This window comes from Gordonia hongkongensis (genome assembly GCF_023078355.1).
Lineage (GTDB): Bacteria > Actinomycetota > Actinomycetes > Mycobacteriales > Mycobacteriaceae > Gordonia > Gordonia hongkongensis.
On record NZ_CP095552.1, the window covers coordinates 3,561,825 to 3,578,109 of the forward strand.

At 69.7% G+C, this 16,285-nt stretch carries 16 protein-coding genes; 4 read left to right on the top strand and 12 right to left on the bottom strand.

Annotated features, from left to right (window positions below; genetic code table 11):
• Window positions 1–3: 3 nt before the first annotated feature.
• Entirely contained in the window at window positions 4–1,296 is a 1,293-nt protein-coding gene (locus tag MVF96_RS16160; protein ID WP_247449685.1) for a sensor histidine kinase, read from the bottom strand.
• Window positions 1,297–1,460: 164 nt separating this feature from the next.
• On the opposite strand from MVF96_RS16160, the gene MVF96_RS16165 reads away from it, so the two are divergent.
• Together MVF96_RS16165 and MVF96_RS16170 are read left to right on the top strand one after the other, a co-directional pair.
• Window positions 1,461–2,162 (top strand): hypothetical protein, encoded by a 702-nt coding sequence (locus MVF96_RS16165; protein WP_223258986.1) that lies wholly within the window; start codon window positions 1,461–1,463, stop codon window positions 2,160–2,162.
• Entirely contained in the window at window positions 2,159–3,406 is a 1,248-nt protein-coding gene (locus MVF96_RS16170; RefSeq protein WP_247449687.1) for an alpha/beta-hydrolase family protein, read from the top strand. The genes MVF96_RS16165 and MVF96_RS16170 overlap by 4 nt, the downstream gene beginning before the upstream one ends.
• A 46-nt stretch (window positions 3,407–3,452) precedes the next feature.
• Here the strand turns inward: MVF96_RS16170 and gatA are convergent, their stop codons facing one another.
• Window positions 3,453–4,958, bottom strand: a complete 1,506-nt coding sequence (gene gatA / locus MVF96_RS16175; RefSeq protein ID WP_137809006.1) for an Asp-tRNA(Asn)/Glu-tRNA(Gln) amidotransferase subunit GatA — start codon at window positions 4,956–4,958, stop codon at window positions 3,453–3,455.
• On the bottom strand, window positions 4,955–5,266 hold the full coding sequence (gene gatC / locus MVF96_RS16180; protein WP_065632687.1) for an Asp-tRNA(Asn)/Glu-tRNA(Gln) amidotransferase subunit GatC: 312 nt from the start codon (window positions 5,264–5,266) through the stop codon (window positions 4,955–4,957). The genes gatA and gatC overlap by 4 nt, the downstream gene beginning before the upstream one ends.
• Before the next feature lie 179 nt (window positions 5,267–5,445).
• Here gatC and MVF96_RS16185 point away from each other — a divergent pair, with 179 nt between their 5' ends.
• Both MVF96_RS16185 and MVF96_RS16190 read left to right on the top strand, forming a co-directional pair.
• Complete coding sequence (locus tag MVF96_RS16185) at window positions 5,446–6,114, top strand: ACT domain-containing protein (RefSeq protein ID WP_058252155.1); 669 nt, start codon at window positions 5,446–5,448, stop codon at window positions 6,112–6,114.
• A gap of 34 nt (window positions 6,115–6,148) precedes the next feature.
• Window positions 6,149–6,664, top strand: a complete 516-nt coding sequence (locus MVF96_RS16190; protein ID WP_068971731.1) for an O-acetyl-ADP-ribose deacetylase — start codon at window positions 6,149–6,151, stop codon at window positions 6,662–6,664.
• A gap of 7 nt (window positions 6,665–6,671) precedes the next feature.
• Here the strand turns inward: MVF96_RS16190 and ligA are convergent, their stop codons facing one another.
• From ligA to MVF96_RS16235, 9 genes are all read right to left on the bottom strand, one after another.
• Window positions 6,672–8,762 carry an NAD-dependent DNA ligase LigA gene (ligA, locus tag MVF96_RS16195; RefSeq protein ID WP_247449688.1) on the bottom strand — a complete coding sequence of 697 codons (2,091 nt, stop codon included), beginning with the start codon at window positions 8,760–8,762 and terminating at the stop codon, window positions 6,672–6,674.
• A gap of 134 nt (window positions 8,763–8,896) precedes the next feature.
• Window positions 8,897–9,283, bottom strand: coding sequence for an MmcQ/YjbR family DNA-binding protein (locus tag MVF96_RS16200; protein ID WP_065632683.1), 387 nt, complete (start codon window positions 9,281–9,283; stop codon window positions 8,897–8,899).
• Window positions 9,284–9,325: 42 nt separating this feature from the next.
• Window positions 9,326–10,342 carry a uroporphyrinogen decarboxylase/cobalamine-independent methonine synthase family protein gene (locus MVF96_RS16205; RefSeq protein WP_247452125.1) on the bottom strand — a complete coding sequence of 339 codons (1,017 nt, stop codon included), beginning with the start codon at window positions 10,340–10,342 and terminating at the stop codon, window positions 9,326–9,328.
• The gene (gene mnmA, locus MVF96_RS16210) at window positions 10,339–11,457 is read right to left on the bottom strand and encodes a tRNA 2-thiouridine(34) synthase MnmA (RefSeq protein ID WP_065632681.1); all 1,119 of its coding nucleotides are present in this window, start codon (window positions 11,455–11,457) and stop codon (window positions 10,339–10,341) included. The genes MVF96_RS16205 and mnmA overlap by 4 nt, the downstream gene beginning before the upstream one ends.
• Entirely contained in the window at window positions 11,457–12,677 is a 1,221-nt protein-coding gene (locus MVF96_RS16215; RefSeq protein WP_175401208.1) for a cysteine desulfurase family protein, read from the bottom strand. Before MVF96_RS16215 ends, mnmA begins: the two co-directional genes overlap by 1 nt.
• 69 nt (window positions 12,678–12,746) lie before the next feature.
• Complete coding sequence (locus tag MVF96_RS16220; RefSeq protein WP_247449689.1) at window positions 12,747–13,226, bottom strand: DUF4334 domain-containing protein; 480 nt, start codon at window positions 13,224–13,226, stop codon at window positions 12,747–12,749.
• Between the two features lie 63 nt (window positions 13,227–13,289).
• Window positions 13,290–14,234: a lysophospholipid acyltransferase family protein gene (locus tag MVF96_RS16225; protein ID WP_247449691.1), complete on the bottom strand. Its 945-nt coding sequence runs from the start codon at window positions 14,232–14,234 to the stop codon at window positions 13,290–13,292.
• The gene (locus MVF96_RS16230) at window positions 14,231–15,217 is read right to left on the bottom strand and encodes a GNAT family N-acetyltransferase (RefSeq protein ID WP_159371951.1); all 987 of its coding nucleotides are present in this window, start codon (window positions 15,215–15,217) and stop codon (window positions 14,231–14,233) included. Before MVF96_RS16230 ends, MVF96_RS16225 begins: the two co-directional genes overlap by 4 nt.
• A 100-nt stretch (window positions 15,218–15,317) precedes the next feature.
• Complete coding sequence (locus tag MVF96_RS16235; protein ID WP_068970697.1) at window positions 15,318–16,274, bottom strand: electron transfer flavoprotein subunit alpha/FixB family protein; 957 nt, start codon at window positions 16,272–16,274, stop codon at window positions 15,318–15,320.
• Window positions 16,275–16,285: the final 11 nt, after the last annotated feature.

A 16,285-nucleotide genomic window follows, 5' to 3' on the forward strand; every position in this document is an offset into this window, starting at 1 on the left:
ACGCTACCGTCGTCGTGACGACGGTTCACCGGAACCCGTGGAGGTCACGACCGACTCGGGGACGAGCACGTCCCGCCGCGGCGTCGCCGGGATGCGAGCCCGCACCGCGAATCCGCCGGTCGGGGTCGGCACGGCGACCAGCGAACCACCCACCGCCTGAGCGCGATCGATCATCCCAGGGATACCCACTCCGCTCCCACCGATCTGCAATGGTTCAGCGGTCGCGGCCGTGTTGACCACGGCGACGTCGACGAGATCGCCCTCCCCGTGCGTCACCTCGACGTCCACACGCCCGCCGGGGGCGTGCCGGGTGGCATTGGCCAGCGACTCCTGCACGATCCGATAGATCACCAGCGCGGCCGATTCACCGACGTCGTCGGCGTCGATGGCCAGGTCCAGCACGACCTCGGCACCCGCGCGGCGTGTCTCGGTGATCAGCGAATCGAGTTCGGCCAATCCGGGATTGGGTGCCGCCGAAGCATCCGCACCCTCGACGCGCAGGACCCCGAGCAACTGCCGGACCTCGTCGAGGGACGTACGTGCCGCCTCCGCAATGGCGTCGAATTCCGCTGCGGCAGAAGGGCTCACATCCGGCAGGCGATATCTGGCGGTCTGTGACATCACCACCACCATCGACATCCGGTGCGCGACCACATCGTGCAGGTCCCGGGCGATTCGCGCCCGCTCCTGGAGTACGGCTGCCTCGGCTTCGGCGGCCTCGGTCTGCTCGGTGCGCACCGCCAACTGCCGGCGCGAAGCCATCAGTCCGCGCAGCAACGCGACCACGACCGCGAGCACCGAGATCCCGAAGACCCACCCGACGCGCGCGGTCGGTTGCACGGCGAAGGCGATGACGATCGACGTCGAGACCCAGACCACCGGAATCCATCGCAGCGGGCACTTGAGGAAGGCCATGAACGTGAGGACCAGCAGTTCGATCAGGTGGGTGACCTGGATCGTCAGCTCCCACCCGCCCCGGGTCGGGACGACGATGCCGATGAGTTGGGCGGAGACCACCGAGATCGCCCACCCCAGCAACGGGGCCGACCACGCGAGGGCGATCGGCAGGGCCGCGAAGGCAGCGACCACGGGTAGCACGAACACCGGCATCGAGTGGGTGATCGGCAGCGTCGGCCACGCAACCGAGTACATGACCAGTGCGACGAACAGAAAGAACCAGTTGAGGCGCGACGAGAAGTAGTGGCGCACCGCGGGGTCCTGGGCCACCGGGGCGGTCGAGGCCCATTCGAGTGAGGACGCCCCCACCGCGCGGAGCTTCTTGCGGTATCCGAACATGCCCTCACCCTAGGCTCGCCGACCGCTCGAAGACCTCATACTTCCGAGGGAGACGACCCGATACCGTCGTAGCGTTTCGGCGTCGACGAACCGGCCTGGGGACGACCGCGGCCGGTCCCGCGGAGCGATGTGCCGGCCGGATCCGGACTCATAGCGTCGATGACATGACCGGATCAGAGAACATCCGAAAGCTTCCGTCGGACAACGTCTTACACCAGCACCGCGATCTCTCCGCAACCACTCGCCGACGACGGTCGCGGTGGTGGGCGGCGATGCTCACCCTGGCCGTACTCGTCACCGGCCAGTGGGTCTCGACGGCACACGCCGTCGCGGGCCCTCTCCTCGCAGCATCGAGCCCGGCGGTGACGGCGCCGGCGGCCGATGCGACCAATCCCTACGCGGCCGTGGTCGTCGCCCTCGTGGGACCGCACCCGGCCACCGCACTGGCGTCCCTTCCGCCGTCCTTCGTCGTGGCGCAGGGGTACTCCCCGCGGATCGTCGACGGATACCCGATCGACCCGGATGGAGACTGCTCGTCGCCAGTCCCGTTGCCGCAACACTTCACGTCCCTGTGCCGCACCCACGATCTCGGCTACGACCTGTTGCGGGCGGCGCAGCGAAACGGCAAACCGCTCGGCGCCTGGGCCCGGATCGCGCTGGACCGCATGCTGATCGACCGGATGTACGCCTCCTGCCGGACAGCTGCCTGCACGACTGCCACGCATGGCGCTCGGATCGGGTTGGCGTGGAACACGTGGCGGCAGTACGGCGGTCCCCCGGCCCGGGGCGAGTCGTTGTCGGCCTTGGTCCGCACGACCGTCGAGCGCGCCCTGGTCGATCCCGACGAGCGCGAGGTGCGGCGATGACGAAGTACCGAGACGCCCGTTGGCTGCGTGACGGCCCGTTCCGATCGTGGCCGCATCCCACGATCAGTGTCGCGGTGACCCTCGGTTACCTCATGGCGGTCTATCCGGGCACGCTGCCCCGGGACGCGACGACGACCGCGATCGTGACAGCGGCATTCGGCGCCCTGGGTGCGATCATCGGGATGATCGTCGCCCGGCGCAGCCGGCGACAGCCGGACGACCAGGCACGGCGCGTCGTGTTCTGCTCTTGCCTGGTGATCCTCGGATGCGCGGTCGGCGTGGCGGTCTGGTGGCAGAACCTCATCCGTGCGGCGGTCGACGTCGCCCCCGTCGGGCTCGGGTGGGGCGCGGCGGCCACGATCCCGCCGGCCGTCCTCGTCCTGGCGATCGTCGCCGTCCCGCGCAGCTGCGCTCTGCTCGCGGCCGGCGCAGTCGCCCTCACTGCGGGACTGCTGGCACCCGCCGACGCCGGCGCCGACGAACAGCCGGTGCCGGCGTCGTCGACGACGGTGGCGACGCATTCGGACGTCCTGGCCCGCGGGGAGCTGAGCACCGATGGATTCGACCGCGCCGCTGCACAACTCGTGCGGACGTGGACGCGTTCGGGCGGACTGTCGACGCGGGCGGTCGTGGTCGCGGTGCCGACCGGATCGGGATGGATCGACCCGGCAGCGGTCGACGGTTTCGAGAGCCGGTTCGCCGGCGACGTCCGGGTTCTCGCACTCCCCTACGACGACGTGCCGTCGTGGCAGGCCTTCGTGTCCGACCGCTCCCGATCGGCGGACTCGGCGATCGCGGTGGTGTCGGCACTGGCGGGCGTCCTCGACGGTGTTCCCGACCGCGAACGTCCGCGGGTGATCCTCTACGGGCAGAGTCTCGGTGCCGTGGGCGCCGACGCCGCCCGGGTATGGCTGGAGAACGAGCGCCCCGCTCTGCTCGACGAGACCGTGCTGGTCGCGCCGCCGGCGGGCACCGTCGCTCCGGATTCCCGCACCTCGCGAACGGTTCTCGCCAATTCCAGCGACCCCGTCGTGCGCTGGTCACCCGCCGGACTGTGGAGGCCGCACCGCGCGACCGAGGACACCCACATCCGCGGTCCGCGGGTCCCGTCGGCGCCGTGGCTACCCGTGGTCAGTTTCGTACAGACAAGCATCGACCTTCTCGGCGCACTCGACGGTGCGGCCGGGGTCGGCCACCGGTACGGGTCGGAACAGTCCGGACCGCCGCAGCCGATGCGGAACTGACAGCCCCGCGACGGCGTGCACCGAGGACGGCACGCCGCCCCGGTCGTCAGACGATCGGCCCCCGAGCCGCTTCGTACGACGCTCCCACGCGGTACAGCCGGTCGTCGGCCAGGGCGGGCGCCATGATCTGCAGCCCGACGGGCATGCCGTCGTCGACCGACAGCCCCGACGGCACCGACATCGATCCGATGCCGGCGAGGTTCACCGGCAGCGTGCACAGGTCGAACAGGTACATCGCGAGCGGGTCGTCGACCTTCTCCCCGATCGGGAACGCGGTGGTCGGCGTGGTCGGCGAGATGAGCACGTCGACCTTCTCGAAGGCGGTGGCGAAGTCACGCGCGATCAGGGTGCGCACCTTCTGCGCCTGACCGTAGTAGGCGTCGTAGTAGCCCGAGGACAACGCGTAGGTCCCGATCATGATGCGGCGCTTGACCTCTGGACCGAATCCCTGCTCCCGGGACAGAGCCATGACCTCATCGGCCGAATGCGAGCCGTCGTCGCCGACCCGCAGTCCGTAGCGCATCGCGTCGAACCGCGCGAGGTTCGACGACACCTCCGACGGGAGGATGAGGTAATAGGCGCCCAGCGCGTAGGTGAAGTGCGGGCAGCTGACCTCGACCACCTCGGCGCCGCGCTCCTCGAGGAGCTTGACGGCCTGGTGGAAGGAGTCGAGCACGCCGGACTGGTAACCCTCGCCCTGCAGTTCGGTGACGACACCGATCCGGACGCCGGCGAGATCCCGCTCGGCCCCTTCGCGGGCCGCCGAGACGACGTCGGGCACCGGCACATCGATCGAGGTCGAGTCCCGCGGGTCGTGCCCGGCGATGATCTCGTGCAGCATCGCGGTGTCGAGGACGGTACGGCCACACGGGCCGCCCTGGTCGAGCGACGAGGCGCACGCCACGAGCCCGTAGCGCGAGACCGTGCCGTACGTGGGCTTGACGCCGACCGTCGCGGTGACCGCGGCCGGCTGCCGGATCGAGCCCCCGGTGTCGGTACCGATCGCCAGCGGGGCCTGGTACGAGGCCAGCGCGGCGGCGCTGCCACCCCCCGAACCACCCGGGATCTTGCTGGGATCCCACGGGTTCCGGGTGAGCTGGTAGGCGGAGTTCTCGGTCGAGCTGCCCATCGCGAACTCGTCCATGTTGGTCTTGCCCAGGATCGGGATGCCCGCGGCGCGCAGGCGTGCGGTGACCGTGGCGTCGTAGGGCGGAACCCAACCCTCGAGAATCTTGGAGCCGCACGTGGTGGGTGCGTCGGTGGTGGTGAAGACGTCCTTGAGGGCGATCGGTACACCCGCGAGGGCCGACGGGGCGTCCCCGGCGGCGATCGCGTCGTCGGCGGCCTTCGCGGCGACCAGCGCTTCGGCGCCACTGACGTGGAGGAACGCGCCGAGTTGGTCGTCGATCTCGGCGATGCGGTCGAGGTGGGCCTGGGTGACCTCCACCGAGCTGACCTCGCGGGCACCGATCCGGGTGGCGAGTTCGGCGGCGGACAATCCGGTCAGATCACCGTCGGGACGCGGCGCGGCGGCGCTGGAATCGGGACTCACTGCTCTTCTCCCAGGATCTGCGGAACCGCGAAACGGTCCTGCTCGACGGCCGGTGCACCGGACAGCGCGGCGTCGGTCGTCAGACCCGGGACGACGACATCGGGGCGCAGCACATTCGCCAGTTCGGCCGGGTGGGCCGTGCCGGGCACGTCGTCGGCGGCCACTTCCGACACCGACGCGACGTGGGTCAGGATCGAGTCCAGCTGCTCGGCGTAGACATCGAGTTCGTCCTCGCTCAACGCCAGGCGCGACAGACGCGCCAGATGCGCGACTTCGTTGCGCGATATGGACTTCGGTTCGCCAGCCACCGCAGCGTCCTTCCTTCCATCACTGTTCGTTCGGGTCTCGTCGTCCCCGCCGTGTCGTCGACCGATGTCGTGTCGGCGTCTGGGCGACGTCTCCAGACTATGGGAACCCGCGACGACCGCTTCCCCCAGCCACCGGTTGGCAGCCGTGCACTGCGCGCCGCCCGCGCGTGGGTGCGAGAATGTCGCACGTGTCCTACCTGTTGCGGGTCTATCTCGAAGACCGGCCGGGCAGCCTCGGCGTGCTCGCCGTGCAGCTCGGCTCGGTCGGCGCAGACATCCTGTCCCTCGAGGTCGTCGAGCGCGGCAACGGTTACGCCGTGGACGACCTCGTCGTCGAGGTGGCGCCCGGGGCGCTGCCCGACAGCCTGATCACCGCGGCCGAGAAGGTCAACGGCGTCCGTGTCGACTCGATCCGCCCCTACTCGGGCGTGCTGGACACCCATCGTGAACTCGAGTTGGTCGATCAGGTGGCCACTGCCGGACGTGACCGGTTGCAGATCCTGGTGGACAACGCGCCCCGCGTCCTGCGCGTCTCTTGGGCGATGGTGGTCACACCGGCCAGCGGCGGCGTGCTGCAGCTCTTCGGCTCGTCCGGCGCCCCGGAGACCCCGCTGACCAGGGCGGACTGGCTACCGCTCGAGAGAGCCGTCGAGCTGGACGCCGACGGCGACTGGGTGCCCGGTGCCTGGCAGGACATGGACACCCGTCTCGCGGCGGCTCCCCTGGGATCGGAGTCGAGGGCGATCCTGCTCGGACGCATCGGCGGACCGGACTTCCGGCCGTCGGAGGTCGCCCGACTCGGTTATCTCGCCGGGATCGTCAGTACCGTGCTGCGCGCCGAGAGTTAGCCACAGCCGGTCGATCCGGAGGCATCATGGTCTGATGACGTCCATCACGTTGATACAGGGCGACATCACGACACAGTCGGTCGACGCGATCGTGAATGCCGCGAACTCCACACTGCTGGGCGGCGGCGGTGTCGACGGCGCGATCCACCGGCGGGGCGGCCCGGCGATCCTCGCCGAGTGCAAGGAGCTGCGGGCGGGCACCTACGAACGTGGACTACCTGTCGGCGAGGCCGTGGCCACCACGGCGGGAGACCTCGACGCACGTTGGGTCATCCACACGGTCGGACCGGTGCACTCCTACGACGAGGACCGCTCATCCCTGCTCGTCTCCTGCTACCGCGAGTCACTGCGCGTCGCAACCGAACTCGGTGCCACCACCATCGCCTTCCCGGCGATCTCGACCGGCGTCTACGGCTGGCCGATGAACGACGGCGCCCGCAAAGCGGTCGACACGGTGCGTGCCACGCTGCCGGAGACCTCGATCGAGGAGGTCCGTTTCGTCCTTTTCGACCAGCGTGCCTTCCGCGCGTTCGAGTCCGCTCTGGGCTGATCGACGGTCACTCGGGGCTGCCGGTCTCCAGCAACTTCTTGAACGCGTCCTCGTCGAGCACCGGCACGCCGAGCTGTTCGGCCTTGTCGGCCTTGGTGCCCGGCGAATCCCCCACCACCACGTAGTCGGTCTTCTTCGACACCGAACCCGACGCCTTGCCGCCGCGTTGCAGGATCGCCTCCTTGGCCCCGTCACGGGAGAAGTCCACCAGCGAACCCGTCACGACGATCGTCTTGCCCTCGAGGGTCCGCGGGATCGACTCGTCGCGCTCGTCTTCCATGGAAACGCCTGCGGCGCGCCACTTCTCGACGATGTCTCGATGCCAGTCGACGGTGAACCAGTCGTGGATCGACTGGGCGAGGGTCATTCCCAACCCCTCTACGCCGGCGAGCTGGTCGATGTCGGCGGCCTCGATGGCCTCGAGGGAACCGAATTCGGTGGCGAGGGCGCGGGCGGCGGTGGGCCCGACATGGCGGATCGACAGCCCGACCAGCACGCGCCACAGCGCCACGTCCTTGGCCTTGTCGAGGTTCGCCAGCAACCGCTTGCCGTTGGCCGAGAGCGCCCCCGCCTTGGTGGTGAACAGATCCGTGCGGATCAGGTCCTCGGCCGTCAGCGAGAAGAGGTCACCCTCGTTGGTGAGCACCCCCGCCGACAGCAGGGCCGACGCGGCCTCGTAGCCTAGCGCCTCGATGTCGAAAGAACCCCGACCGGCCAGGTGGAAGAGCCGCTCGCGCAACTGAGCCGGACAACTCTCCTGGTTCGGACAGCGGAGGTCGGCGTCGCTCTCCTTCTCCGGCCGCAGCGGCGTCTCGCAGGCCGGGCACAGTTCGGGCATCTCGAACTCCACCTCGGTGCCGTCGCGGAGATCGACGACCGGCCCGAGGACTTCGGGGATCACGTCCCCCGCCTTGCGGATGGTGACGGTGTCACCGATCAGCACACCCTTGCGCTTGACCTCCGAACCGTTGTGCAGGGTCGCGCGCGAGACCGTGGACCCGGCGACGAGCACGGGTTCGAGAACTGCGAAGGGTGTGACCCGGCCCGTGCGTCCGACGTTGACCTGGATGTCGGAGAGTTTGGTGGTGGCTTCCTCGGGCGGGTACTTGTAGGCGATCGCCCACCGCGGCGCCCGCGAGGTGGAACCGAGGCGGCGCTGCACGGTCACGTCGTCGACCTTGACCACGATGCCGTCGATCTCGTGCTCGACGTCGTGACGGTGCTCGCCCCAGTAGGCGATCTTGTCGATGATCTCGTCGGCGCCGGACACCTTGGTGGTGTGGGTCGACACCGGCAGACCCCAGGCCCCGAGCGCCAGGTAGGCGTCGTGCAACGACTCCGGTCGCCAGCCCTCCGTGTGCCCGATCCCGTGACAGATCATCCGCAGCTTGCGACGGGCCGTGACCTGCGGATTCTTCTGCCGCAGCGAGCCGGCGGCCGAGTTGCGCGGATTCGCGAACGGCGGCTTGCCCTCCGCCACGAGCGAGGCGTTGAGCGCCTCGAAGTCCTCCACCCGGAAGAAGACCTCGCCACGGACCTCGAGGACCTCGGGAATCGCGTACTCCGCGGACTCGGTCAGGCGCATCGGGATGTCATCGATGGTGCGCGCGTTCAGAGAGACGTCCTCACCGGTGCGTCCGTCGCCACGGGTGACACCTCGCTCGAGAACCCCGTTCCGGTAGACCAGCGCCAGGGCCACGCCGTCGATCTTGAGCTCGCAGAGGAAGTCGGCCCGGGCGCCGGCGTCGGCGACCACGCGGTCGACCCAGGCGCGCATCTCGTCGTGGTCGAAGACGTTGTCCAGCGACATCATTCGCTCGAGGTGGTCCACCGCGGAGAACGCCGTGGAGAAGCCGCCCCCGACGAGCTTGGTGGGTGAGTCGGCGGCCGCGAGTTCGGGGTGCGCGTCCTCGAGCGCCTGCAGGCGTCGGAGGAGCAGATCGAACTCGCCGTCGGTGATGACCGGCGCGTCCTTCACGTAGTAGCGGAACTGGTGCTCGCGGATCTCCTCGGCGAGCGCGGTCCACTCCTCACGCAGGTCCGCCTCCGGCCCCGACTGCTCGGTGACCGGCTGACCCGACTCCGTTGTATCTGCCACGTTCCGAGGGTATCGGAGTGGTGGGACAGACCCAGCTCGTCAACCGATGCCTCATTCGCGCGGTACTGCTTCCCCGCTGATCGGATCCGATCAGCGGGACGGAGACGGGACCGCGGGAGTTTCCGCGCCGACGATCACAACGGACCGAGCTTCGCCACCGACCGTTTGGGTGCGATCTGGCGGTAACTCGTGTCGAGGAGTTCGGCGACCTCGTCCCAGTCGGTCTCGGCGTCGAGGATCAGCCCCACCCAGCCGGCCGGCCCGAGGTAGGCCGGCAGGAAGAACCGCGGATCGTCCAGCAGCGCGGGCCGCTCGGAGTCGTCGGCGAGGACCAGGATCGATTGATCGTGACGCACCTTGCTGCCCTTGACGCCACCGCCGTAGTTGCCGAACATCTTGCCGCAGCGAAAGGTCGGGCGACCGTGCGCGACGACCTCGGTTGCGTCGGGCAGCGCGAGCGCGATCTCCCGTATGCGGCCCAGATAGGGATCCGCGTCGTCGAACATGATCGGGTGCGGCATACCGACGAGAATAGGTCCGCGACGTCGGACCCGCAGGGGTTTTCAGAGCGCGGAGGGATCGCTGCCGAGCAGCTGACCGGCCTCCGCGGTGATCGCCAGCGCCGTCTTGGCCCACTTCGTCGATGCCCCGGCCAGACCACAGGTCGGCGTCACGATCACGTTGTCCGACAACACTTTGCGGTCCAGCCCGATGCGGTCGGTCAGCGCGGCGAGTTCGGTCGCCACGTGTTCGGCGGCCAGCGGACGATCGGGCGCGGTCGACGGCACACGACCTGCGAGCAGGACGCCGCCGCGGTCGACGAGCATCCCGATCCCGTCGAGATCGGTCGCCGACGGTGTGGTGATGTCGATCGAATACGCAACCCCGGGAAGATGTTCGAGGAGGTCCCACCGCGGTGTGCCGCAATCGTGCAAGACCACCGGGACGCCGACGTGGTCGACGAGATCGGTGAGTGCGCGAGCCACCTCGACCGCCGGTATCGCCCGGATGGGGTCGAAGCGGGTCAGTGGCTTCACCGTGCCGTCGATGACCTGGCCGACCATCGGCTCGTCGATCTGGACCACCACGCGCGCACCAAGTCGGCGTTCCACCTCGGCGACGTGCTCGCGCACACCCTCCGCCGTCGACTCGACGATGTCGCGGACGGCTCCGTGGTCTTTCAGGACTCGTTGCCCGTTCGTCAGCTCGACAGATGCCGAGGTGGTGAACGGACCGGCCACCTGCACCTTGAAGATGCGGCCGGTACCGATGAAACCCGCTGTCTCCCAGAGTTCCTCGACGACGTCGAGGTCCTCGGCAAGCAGGTCCGCGGCGCGTCGGGCCAGGCGGGAGTGGCGTTGCGCCAGCCGGTAACCCCATGTCGCGGTGTCCATCGGCAGGTCGACGAGGATCGCCGCCATCCGGCCGATCAGATCCGCACCGATACCTCGCGCGGGCAGTTCGACGAGGTGGGCGAGATCGAGTTCCCCGTTCACCACCGCGGCGGCCGCACGTGCGTCGGTGCCGGGCATCGACCCCACGCCGGTGCCCACTCCGGTGGGCAGTGCCGCTCCGGTCACCGAGATGCGACGACAGTCGGCTGCGATGAGGTGGTGGCGATGCGTCCGCACCCGACGACCTGGTCGCCGCGTCGGGCATCGGGCAGGTACAGCACCGCGGCCTGACCGCGGGCGACGCCGGTGAGCGGCTCCTGCAGCGCGATGTCGATGGCGGGTTCACCGTCGATCGTGGTGGCGGTCGCGCGCACCGGCGCGAGCCCGCCGTGGGCTCGCACCTGCACCATCGCGTCGAAGGGTTCGTCCGGAGTGACCCCGGAGGTCCAGACCGCGCGCGTCGCGGTGATGCCCCAGACCTGCAGATCGGCTGCCGTCCCGACAGTCACCGTTCCCGAATCCGGGTCGATCTCGGTGACGTAGCGGGGCTTGCCGTCGGCGGCCGGCGCCTCGACCCCCAGGCCCTTGCGCTGCCCGATGGTGAAACCGTGGACCCCGTCGTGCTCGGCGAGGCGCTCGCCCGACGTCGCGTCCACGATCGCGCCCGGCCGGACACCGATGCGGGCTCCGAGGAACGCGCGGGTGTCACCGCTCGGGATGAAGCAGATGTCGTGGGAGTCCGGCTTGTCCGCGACGGCCAGGCCGCGCCGGGCCGCCTCGGCCCGGATCTCGGACTTCGGGGTGTCACCGATCGGGAACATCGCCCGCGACAGCTGATCACGCGTCAGCACGGCCAGCACGTACGACTGGTCCTTGTCGGCGTCGACCGCTCGTCGCAACTCGCCGTCGGTCAGCTGCGCGTAGTGACCGGTGGCCAGCGCGTCGAAGCCGAGCGCCATCGCCTTGTCGGCGAGGGCCGCGAACTTGATCTTCTCATTGCACGTCAGACACGGGTTCGGGGTGCGTCCGGCGGCGTAGGCCTCGACGAACTCGTCGATCACATCGTCCTTGAACCGGTCGGCGAAATCCCAGACGTAGAACGGGATTCCGAGGACATCGGCGGCCCGGCGGGCGTCGGAGGCGTCCTCGCGCGAGCAGCATCCGCGCGAACCGGTGCGCAGCGCACCCGGAGCCGTCGACAACGCCAGGTGAACTCCGACCACCTCGTGACCGGCCTCGACCGCCCGGGCCGCGGCGACCGCCGAGTCGACGCCGCCGCTCATCGCTGCCAATACGCGCATCAGGAGATCCTTCCGCCGGGGACCGAGACCAGTCCGGCCGCCCGCGCCCGGTCGACGACCTCGTCGATGACTGCGGCGACCGCGTCGATGTCGGCCTCGGTGGTGGTGTGGCCGAGGGAGAACCGCAGCGACGACCGCGCGTCGGCCATGTCCAGACCCATCGCCAGGAGGACATGGCTGGCCTGGGCGACCCCGGCGGTGCAGGCCGATCCGGTGGAACACTCGACGCCCTTGGCGTCGAGAAGCATGAGCAGCGAGTCACCCTCGCAACCGGCGAACGACACGTGCACGTTCCCCGGGAGGCGACGATCGCCGTCGGCACCGTTGCGCACCGTTCCGTCGACGCCGAGGAGAATGTCGGTCAGCCGGGTCTGCAGGGCGCGGACGTGCGCGGTGTTCTCGTCGAGGTGCTCGACGCACCACGACAGTGCGGCGGCCATGCCGGCCGCACCGGCGACGTCCTGGGTTCCCGAGCGCACGTCGCGTTCGTGGCCGCCGCCGTGCAGCAGCGGCACACACCCGACATCGCGACCCAGCAGCAGGGCGCCGACACCCTGCGGCCCGCCGAACTTGTGGGCGGTCAGGCTGAGCGCCGAGAGGCCGCTCGCGGCGAAGTCCACCGGCAGATGGCCGACGGCCTGGATCGCGTCGGAATGCACCGGGACGCCGAATTCGGACCCGACCGCGGCGAGCTCGGCGATCGGTTGGATCGTGCCGACCTCGTTGTTGGCCCACATCAGCGAGATGAGAGCGGTCTCGGCGGCGTGCTCCTCGAGCTCCGCGCGCAGGTCGGCGGGCGAGACGACACCGTCGGCGTCGACCGGGAGCAGGACGAGCTCGGCGCCGGCCTGCTCGGCCAGCCACTGCGCGGGGTCGAGGACGGCGTGATGTTCGATCGCCGAGGTGATGATCCGGCGACGGCGGGGGTCGGCGTTCCGCTGTGCCCAGTAGATCCCCTTGACCGCCAGGTTGTCGGCCTCGGTGCCGCCGCCGGTGAAGACGACCTCGGAGGGCCGGGCACCGACCGCCGCGGCGATGGCCTCGCGGGCCTCCTCGAGCCGACGACGTGCGGTGCGACCGGATCCGTGCAGCGACGAGGCGTTACCCGGCTGCGCGAAGACGGCCGTCATCGCCTCGACGGCTTCGGGCAGCATCTGCGTCGAAGCGGCGTGATCGAGGTAGACAGGCGCCTTCACGGGCGGTCGGCTTGGCACGGGCATCGCTAGCAAGGATAAACGCGCGTAGGTCGCCGACAAATTCCGCGATCGGACGCGGAACGACAGCCCGTCTCAGACCCGCTCGAGGTAGAAGTACAAGTGACGGCCGTCGATGACTCCGCCTTTGCCGTTCATGATCCCCATCACCGTGGTGTCGTCGACGCGCTTGAAGTGGTCGATGACCGGCTGACCGTCGTAGATCATCGATGCGGTGATCTCGCCGCGGAACTCGATCGCCCACAGGCTGGCCTCGCCCTTGCCGAGTGTGGTGTTGGAGTAGAGGTTGCCGTTCTCGTCGCGGCACACCAGCGGTTGGACGTCGCTGCGTGAGGTGAACGTCTTGCCGAACCAGTTGGCCTTGGCGAGCGCGCCGTTGATGGCGTGCCCGGTGGTGAACTCGCCGCCCTTCCATGCGCCGAGCATCTCCTCGGGCCGCAGCGGCGACAGCCCGGCCCACACGGTGTCTAGGTCGGCGTCGTCGACCCGGCCGTCGACGTCGCGGAGTTCGAAGAACTTGGCGCGCGCGGCTTCTCGGGTCTGAGTGGACGTCATCGTCGGCCTCCTGGAGGTACGCGGTTGATCGTCCGCAGAGCTGCGGACGGCTACCGGAGAAACCTATATCAGGGAACGGGTGATGTCACTTTCCGCGCCCGGGAATCGCCCCGCCACGACGCGCTCACACCGACGCGCCAGCTCGCGACGATCTGCGCCGGGTTCCTCGGGCGGGTGGATGACCATCGTGACGACGAGACCACGCGCCCGCAGGACCCGTCGCAGCGTGTCGGCCGGGGTGTCGGCGCCGATGAAACTCGGTGCCGTCGCAGTGGTCCCATCGCTGCCGACGAAACGCAACCTCACCGGCACGACCGGCACGTCCGCATCGATCGCGGCCTGGAAGAACGCCGGTCGGAATGCACCGGCCGAGCGGCCGCAGTACGTGGTGCCCTCGGGGAACACGATCACCGACGAGTCGCGGTGCAGCCGCCCGGCCACGTCGCCGACCGTCCCCGGCAGACCGCGGAGCGTGCCGCGATCGACGGCGATGACGCCGAACCGGCGCGCGAGGGACGACACCACCGGCATCCCGACGACATCGGATTTGGCCACTACGTCAGCAGGGCTGATCAGCGCGAGCACCAAGACGTCGAGGAACGAGATGTGATTGGCGACCACGAGTCCGGCGCGGGTCGGGCCACCGCGCCGGTCCTCGACGCGGACGGCGATGCCCAGGGCCGCCAGCAGTGCACCCGACGCGGATCGACGCAGGGGACGCGGCGGACGACGACGCAGCCGCGCCACCGCCCCGGTGGTCAGCGCCGCCCAGACGATCCACACCACGACCACGACGAGTCGGCACAGACGCCACGCGACGATCGTCGCGCCGAAGACCGCGTCGAACCGCCCGGCCCGCGGTGCACCGATGCAACCGTCGCCACAGGTGCTGATCGGGAACCACGGGTGCGCGAGCGCGCCGGCCGGGCGGGCAGGCGGACACGCGGCGTGTTCGCGTCGGGGACGCTCGGAGCGAGGTCCGACCGGACCGACCAGCAGGGCGGTCATCGTGCCGCGCCCCCGGGCTCCGGCGTGGCATCCGCGCGGGCCGAACCCAGCCGTCGGGCACTCGATCGCAGCCGGTCGAGGTACCGCTTGTTGGCCCCTTCGCGGTCGAGCAGGGTCAGGAAGTCCGCGACGTCGAAGACGTCGTCGACCGCCGGCTCGCCACAGATGCGGGCGCCGAGGCGGAGGTATCCACGCATCAGCGCCGGCATCGCGACCGTGTCGGACGGCACGATGTCGTCGAGCAGGCGTCCGCCGATGCGCGCCGGTGCCAGCGGGTGGGCGCGTCGCTCGGGGTCCTGGTGGTCGTCCCGCAGACGATCGCGCAGGGCGCGCAGCGACGACCCCGGCAGCCATTCACCCGGCGTGTGCAGGGGCACCGACACACAGCCCATCAGGTATCGCAGGTCGGCGTCGTCCATGTACTGCAGCAGCGCCGCCCACATCAGCGCGGTGACCGACCCGTCGCGGTACTCGGAGTGGACACACGCCCGACCCAATTCGACGGTGGCGGAGACGATGTCGTTCATCTCGCGGAGGTCGAACTCGGTGGCCGAATACCAGCCGCCGGCGGCGATCGCCCGCGCCGGGGAGAGCAGGCGCGCACACCCGACGACCCCGTCGTCGGCGTGGCGGACGATGAGGTGCTCGCAGAAGGCGTCGAACCGGTCGGCGTCCCGTCCGGTGACCGCGTCACCGATGCGGTTGGAGAAGCCGGGTTCGTCGGCGAAGACGCGATACCGCAGTTCCTGGGCGGCGACGATGTCGGCGGGATCGTCGGACACGAGGACCCGGATGGGTCCTGCGGTGAGCAGGGTCGTCGGCACGGCCCGCGAGAACCGAGCGCGCGCGACATGGCTGGTGCGGACTGGCGACTGCATGGCGTTCATGACTCGAATGGAAACGAGACCGGGCATCGGCAGAACCACCGCAGCGTGTCGTGTCGGTGCGGGTTCGATGAACTCGGGCCGCCACCGGATGAACAGGCCTCGCCACGGCCACCTGCGGGTGAACGACCCCCGAACGCACGGTGACCCCCGACGGGGAGTCGGGGGTCACCGGATTCTGCAGTTGATCAGCTCATGATCACTTGCGCTTCTTGACCTCTTCGGTCAGTTGCGGCGCGACGTTGAACAGATCTCCGACGACGCCGTAGTCGGCGATCTCGAAGATCGGGGCCTCTTCGTCCTTGTTGACGGCCACGATCGTCTTCGAGGTCTGCATGCCGGCGCGGTGCTGGATGGCGCCCGAGATGCCCAGGGCGACGTACAGCTGCGGCGACACGGTCTTACCGGTCTGACCGACCTGGAACTGACCGGGGTAGTAACCGGAGTCGACGGCCGCGCGCGAAGCGCCCACGGCGGCACCGAGCACGTCGGCGAGTTCTTCGACGACGGAGAACTTCTCGGCGCTGCCGACACCGCGACCACCCGAGACGACGATCGACGCCTCGGTCAGTTCGGGACGATCGCCGCCGACGTTCGGCTCGACCTTGGTGATCTTGACCGCGCCCTCTTCCTGAGCCGGGACCTCGACGTCGACACGCTCGCCGGCGCCGGCCTGCGGAGCGGCCTCGACGCCGCCGGGGCGGATCGAGAAGACCGGGACCTCGCCCTTGGCCTGGGCGTCGACGGTGTAGGCGCCACCGAAGATGGAGTGGATGCCCACGCCGCCTTCCTTGACGTCGACGATGTCGGCGAGGACGCCCGAGCCGAGGCGCACGGCCAAGCGGCCGGCGATCTCCTTGCCGTCGGCGGTGGCCGCGACGAGGATGCCGGCCGGCGAGGCGGTCTCGGCGATCGAGGCCAGCACGTCGACCTGCGGGGTGATGAGGTAGCTACCCGCATCGTCGGACTCGGCGACGTAGATCTTCTCCGCGCCGGCCTCCTTGAGTCCGTCGAGGATGCCGTCGGCCGAGCCGGGCTTGCCGACGACGACCGCCGACGGGGTGCCGAGTGCGCGGGCGGCGGTGATGAGCTCGCTGGTGACCTTCTTCAGGGCGCCTTCGGCGTCCTGTTCCACGAGAACGAGTACTTCTGCCATGGTGGTTTTCT

Bases quoted from the DNA above. Each gene is read 5' to 3' on its own strand.
- MVF96_RS16160 (WP_247449685.1), bottom strand. From the start codon at position 1,296: ATGTTCGGATACCGCAAGAAGCTCCGCGCGGTGGGGGCGTCCTCACTC.
- MVF96_RS16165 (WP_223258986.1), top strand. From the start codon at position 1,461: ATGACCGGATCAGAGAACATCCGAAAGCTTCCGTCGGACAACGTCTTA.
- MVF96_RS16170 (WP_247449687.1), top strand. From the start codon at position 2,159: ATGACGAAGTACCGAGACGCCCGTTGGCTGCGTGACGGCCCGTTCCGA.
- MVF96_RS16185 (WP_058252155.1), top strand. From the start codon at position 5,446: ATGTCGCACGTGTCCTACCTGTTGCGGGTCTATCTCGAAGACCGGCCG.
- MVF96_RS16190 (WP_068971731.1), top strand. From the start codon at position 6,149: ATGACGTCCATCACGTTGATACAGGGCGACATCACGACACAGTCGGTC.
- MVF96_RS16200 (WP_065632683.1), bottom strand. From the start codon at position 9,283: ATGCCGCACCCGATCATGTTCGACGACGCGGATCCCTATCTGGGCCGC.
- mnmA (WP_065632681.1), bottom strand. From the start codon at position 11,457: ATGCGCGTATTGGCAGCGATGAGCGGCGGCGTCGACTCGGCGGTCGCC.
- MVF96_RS16215 (WP_175401208.1), bottom strand. From the start codon at position 12,677: ATGCCCGTGCCAAGCCGACCGCCCGTGAAGGCGCCTGTCTACCTCGAT.
- MVF96_RS16220 (WP_247449689.1), bottom strand. From the start codon at position 13,226: ATGACGTCCACTCAGACCCGAGAAGCCGCGCGCGCCAAGTTCTTCGAA.
- MVF96_RS16225 (WP_247449691.1), bottom strand. From the start codon at position 14,234: ATGACCGCCCTGCTGGTCGGTCCGGTCGGACCTCGCTCCGAGCGTCCC.
- MVF96_RS16235 (WP_068970697.1), bottom strand. From the start codon at position 16,274: ATGGCAGAAGTACTCGTTCTCGTGGAACAGGACGCCGAAGGCGCCCTG.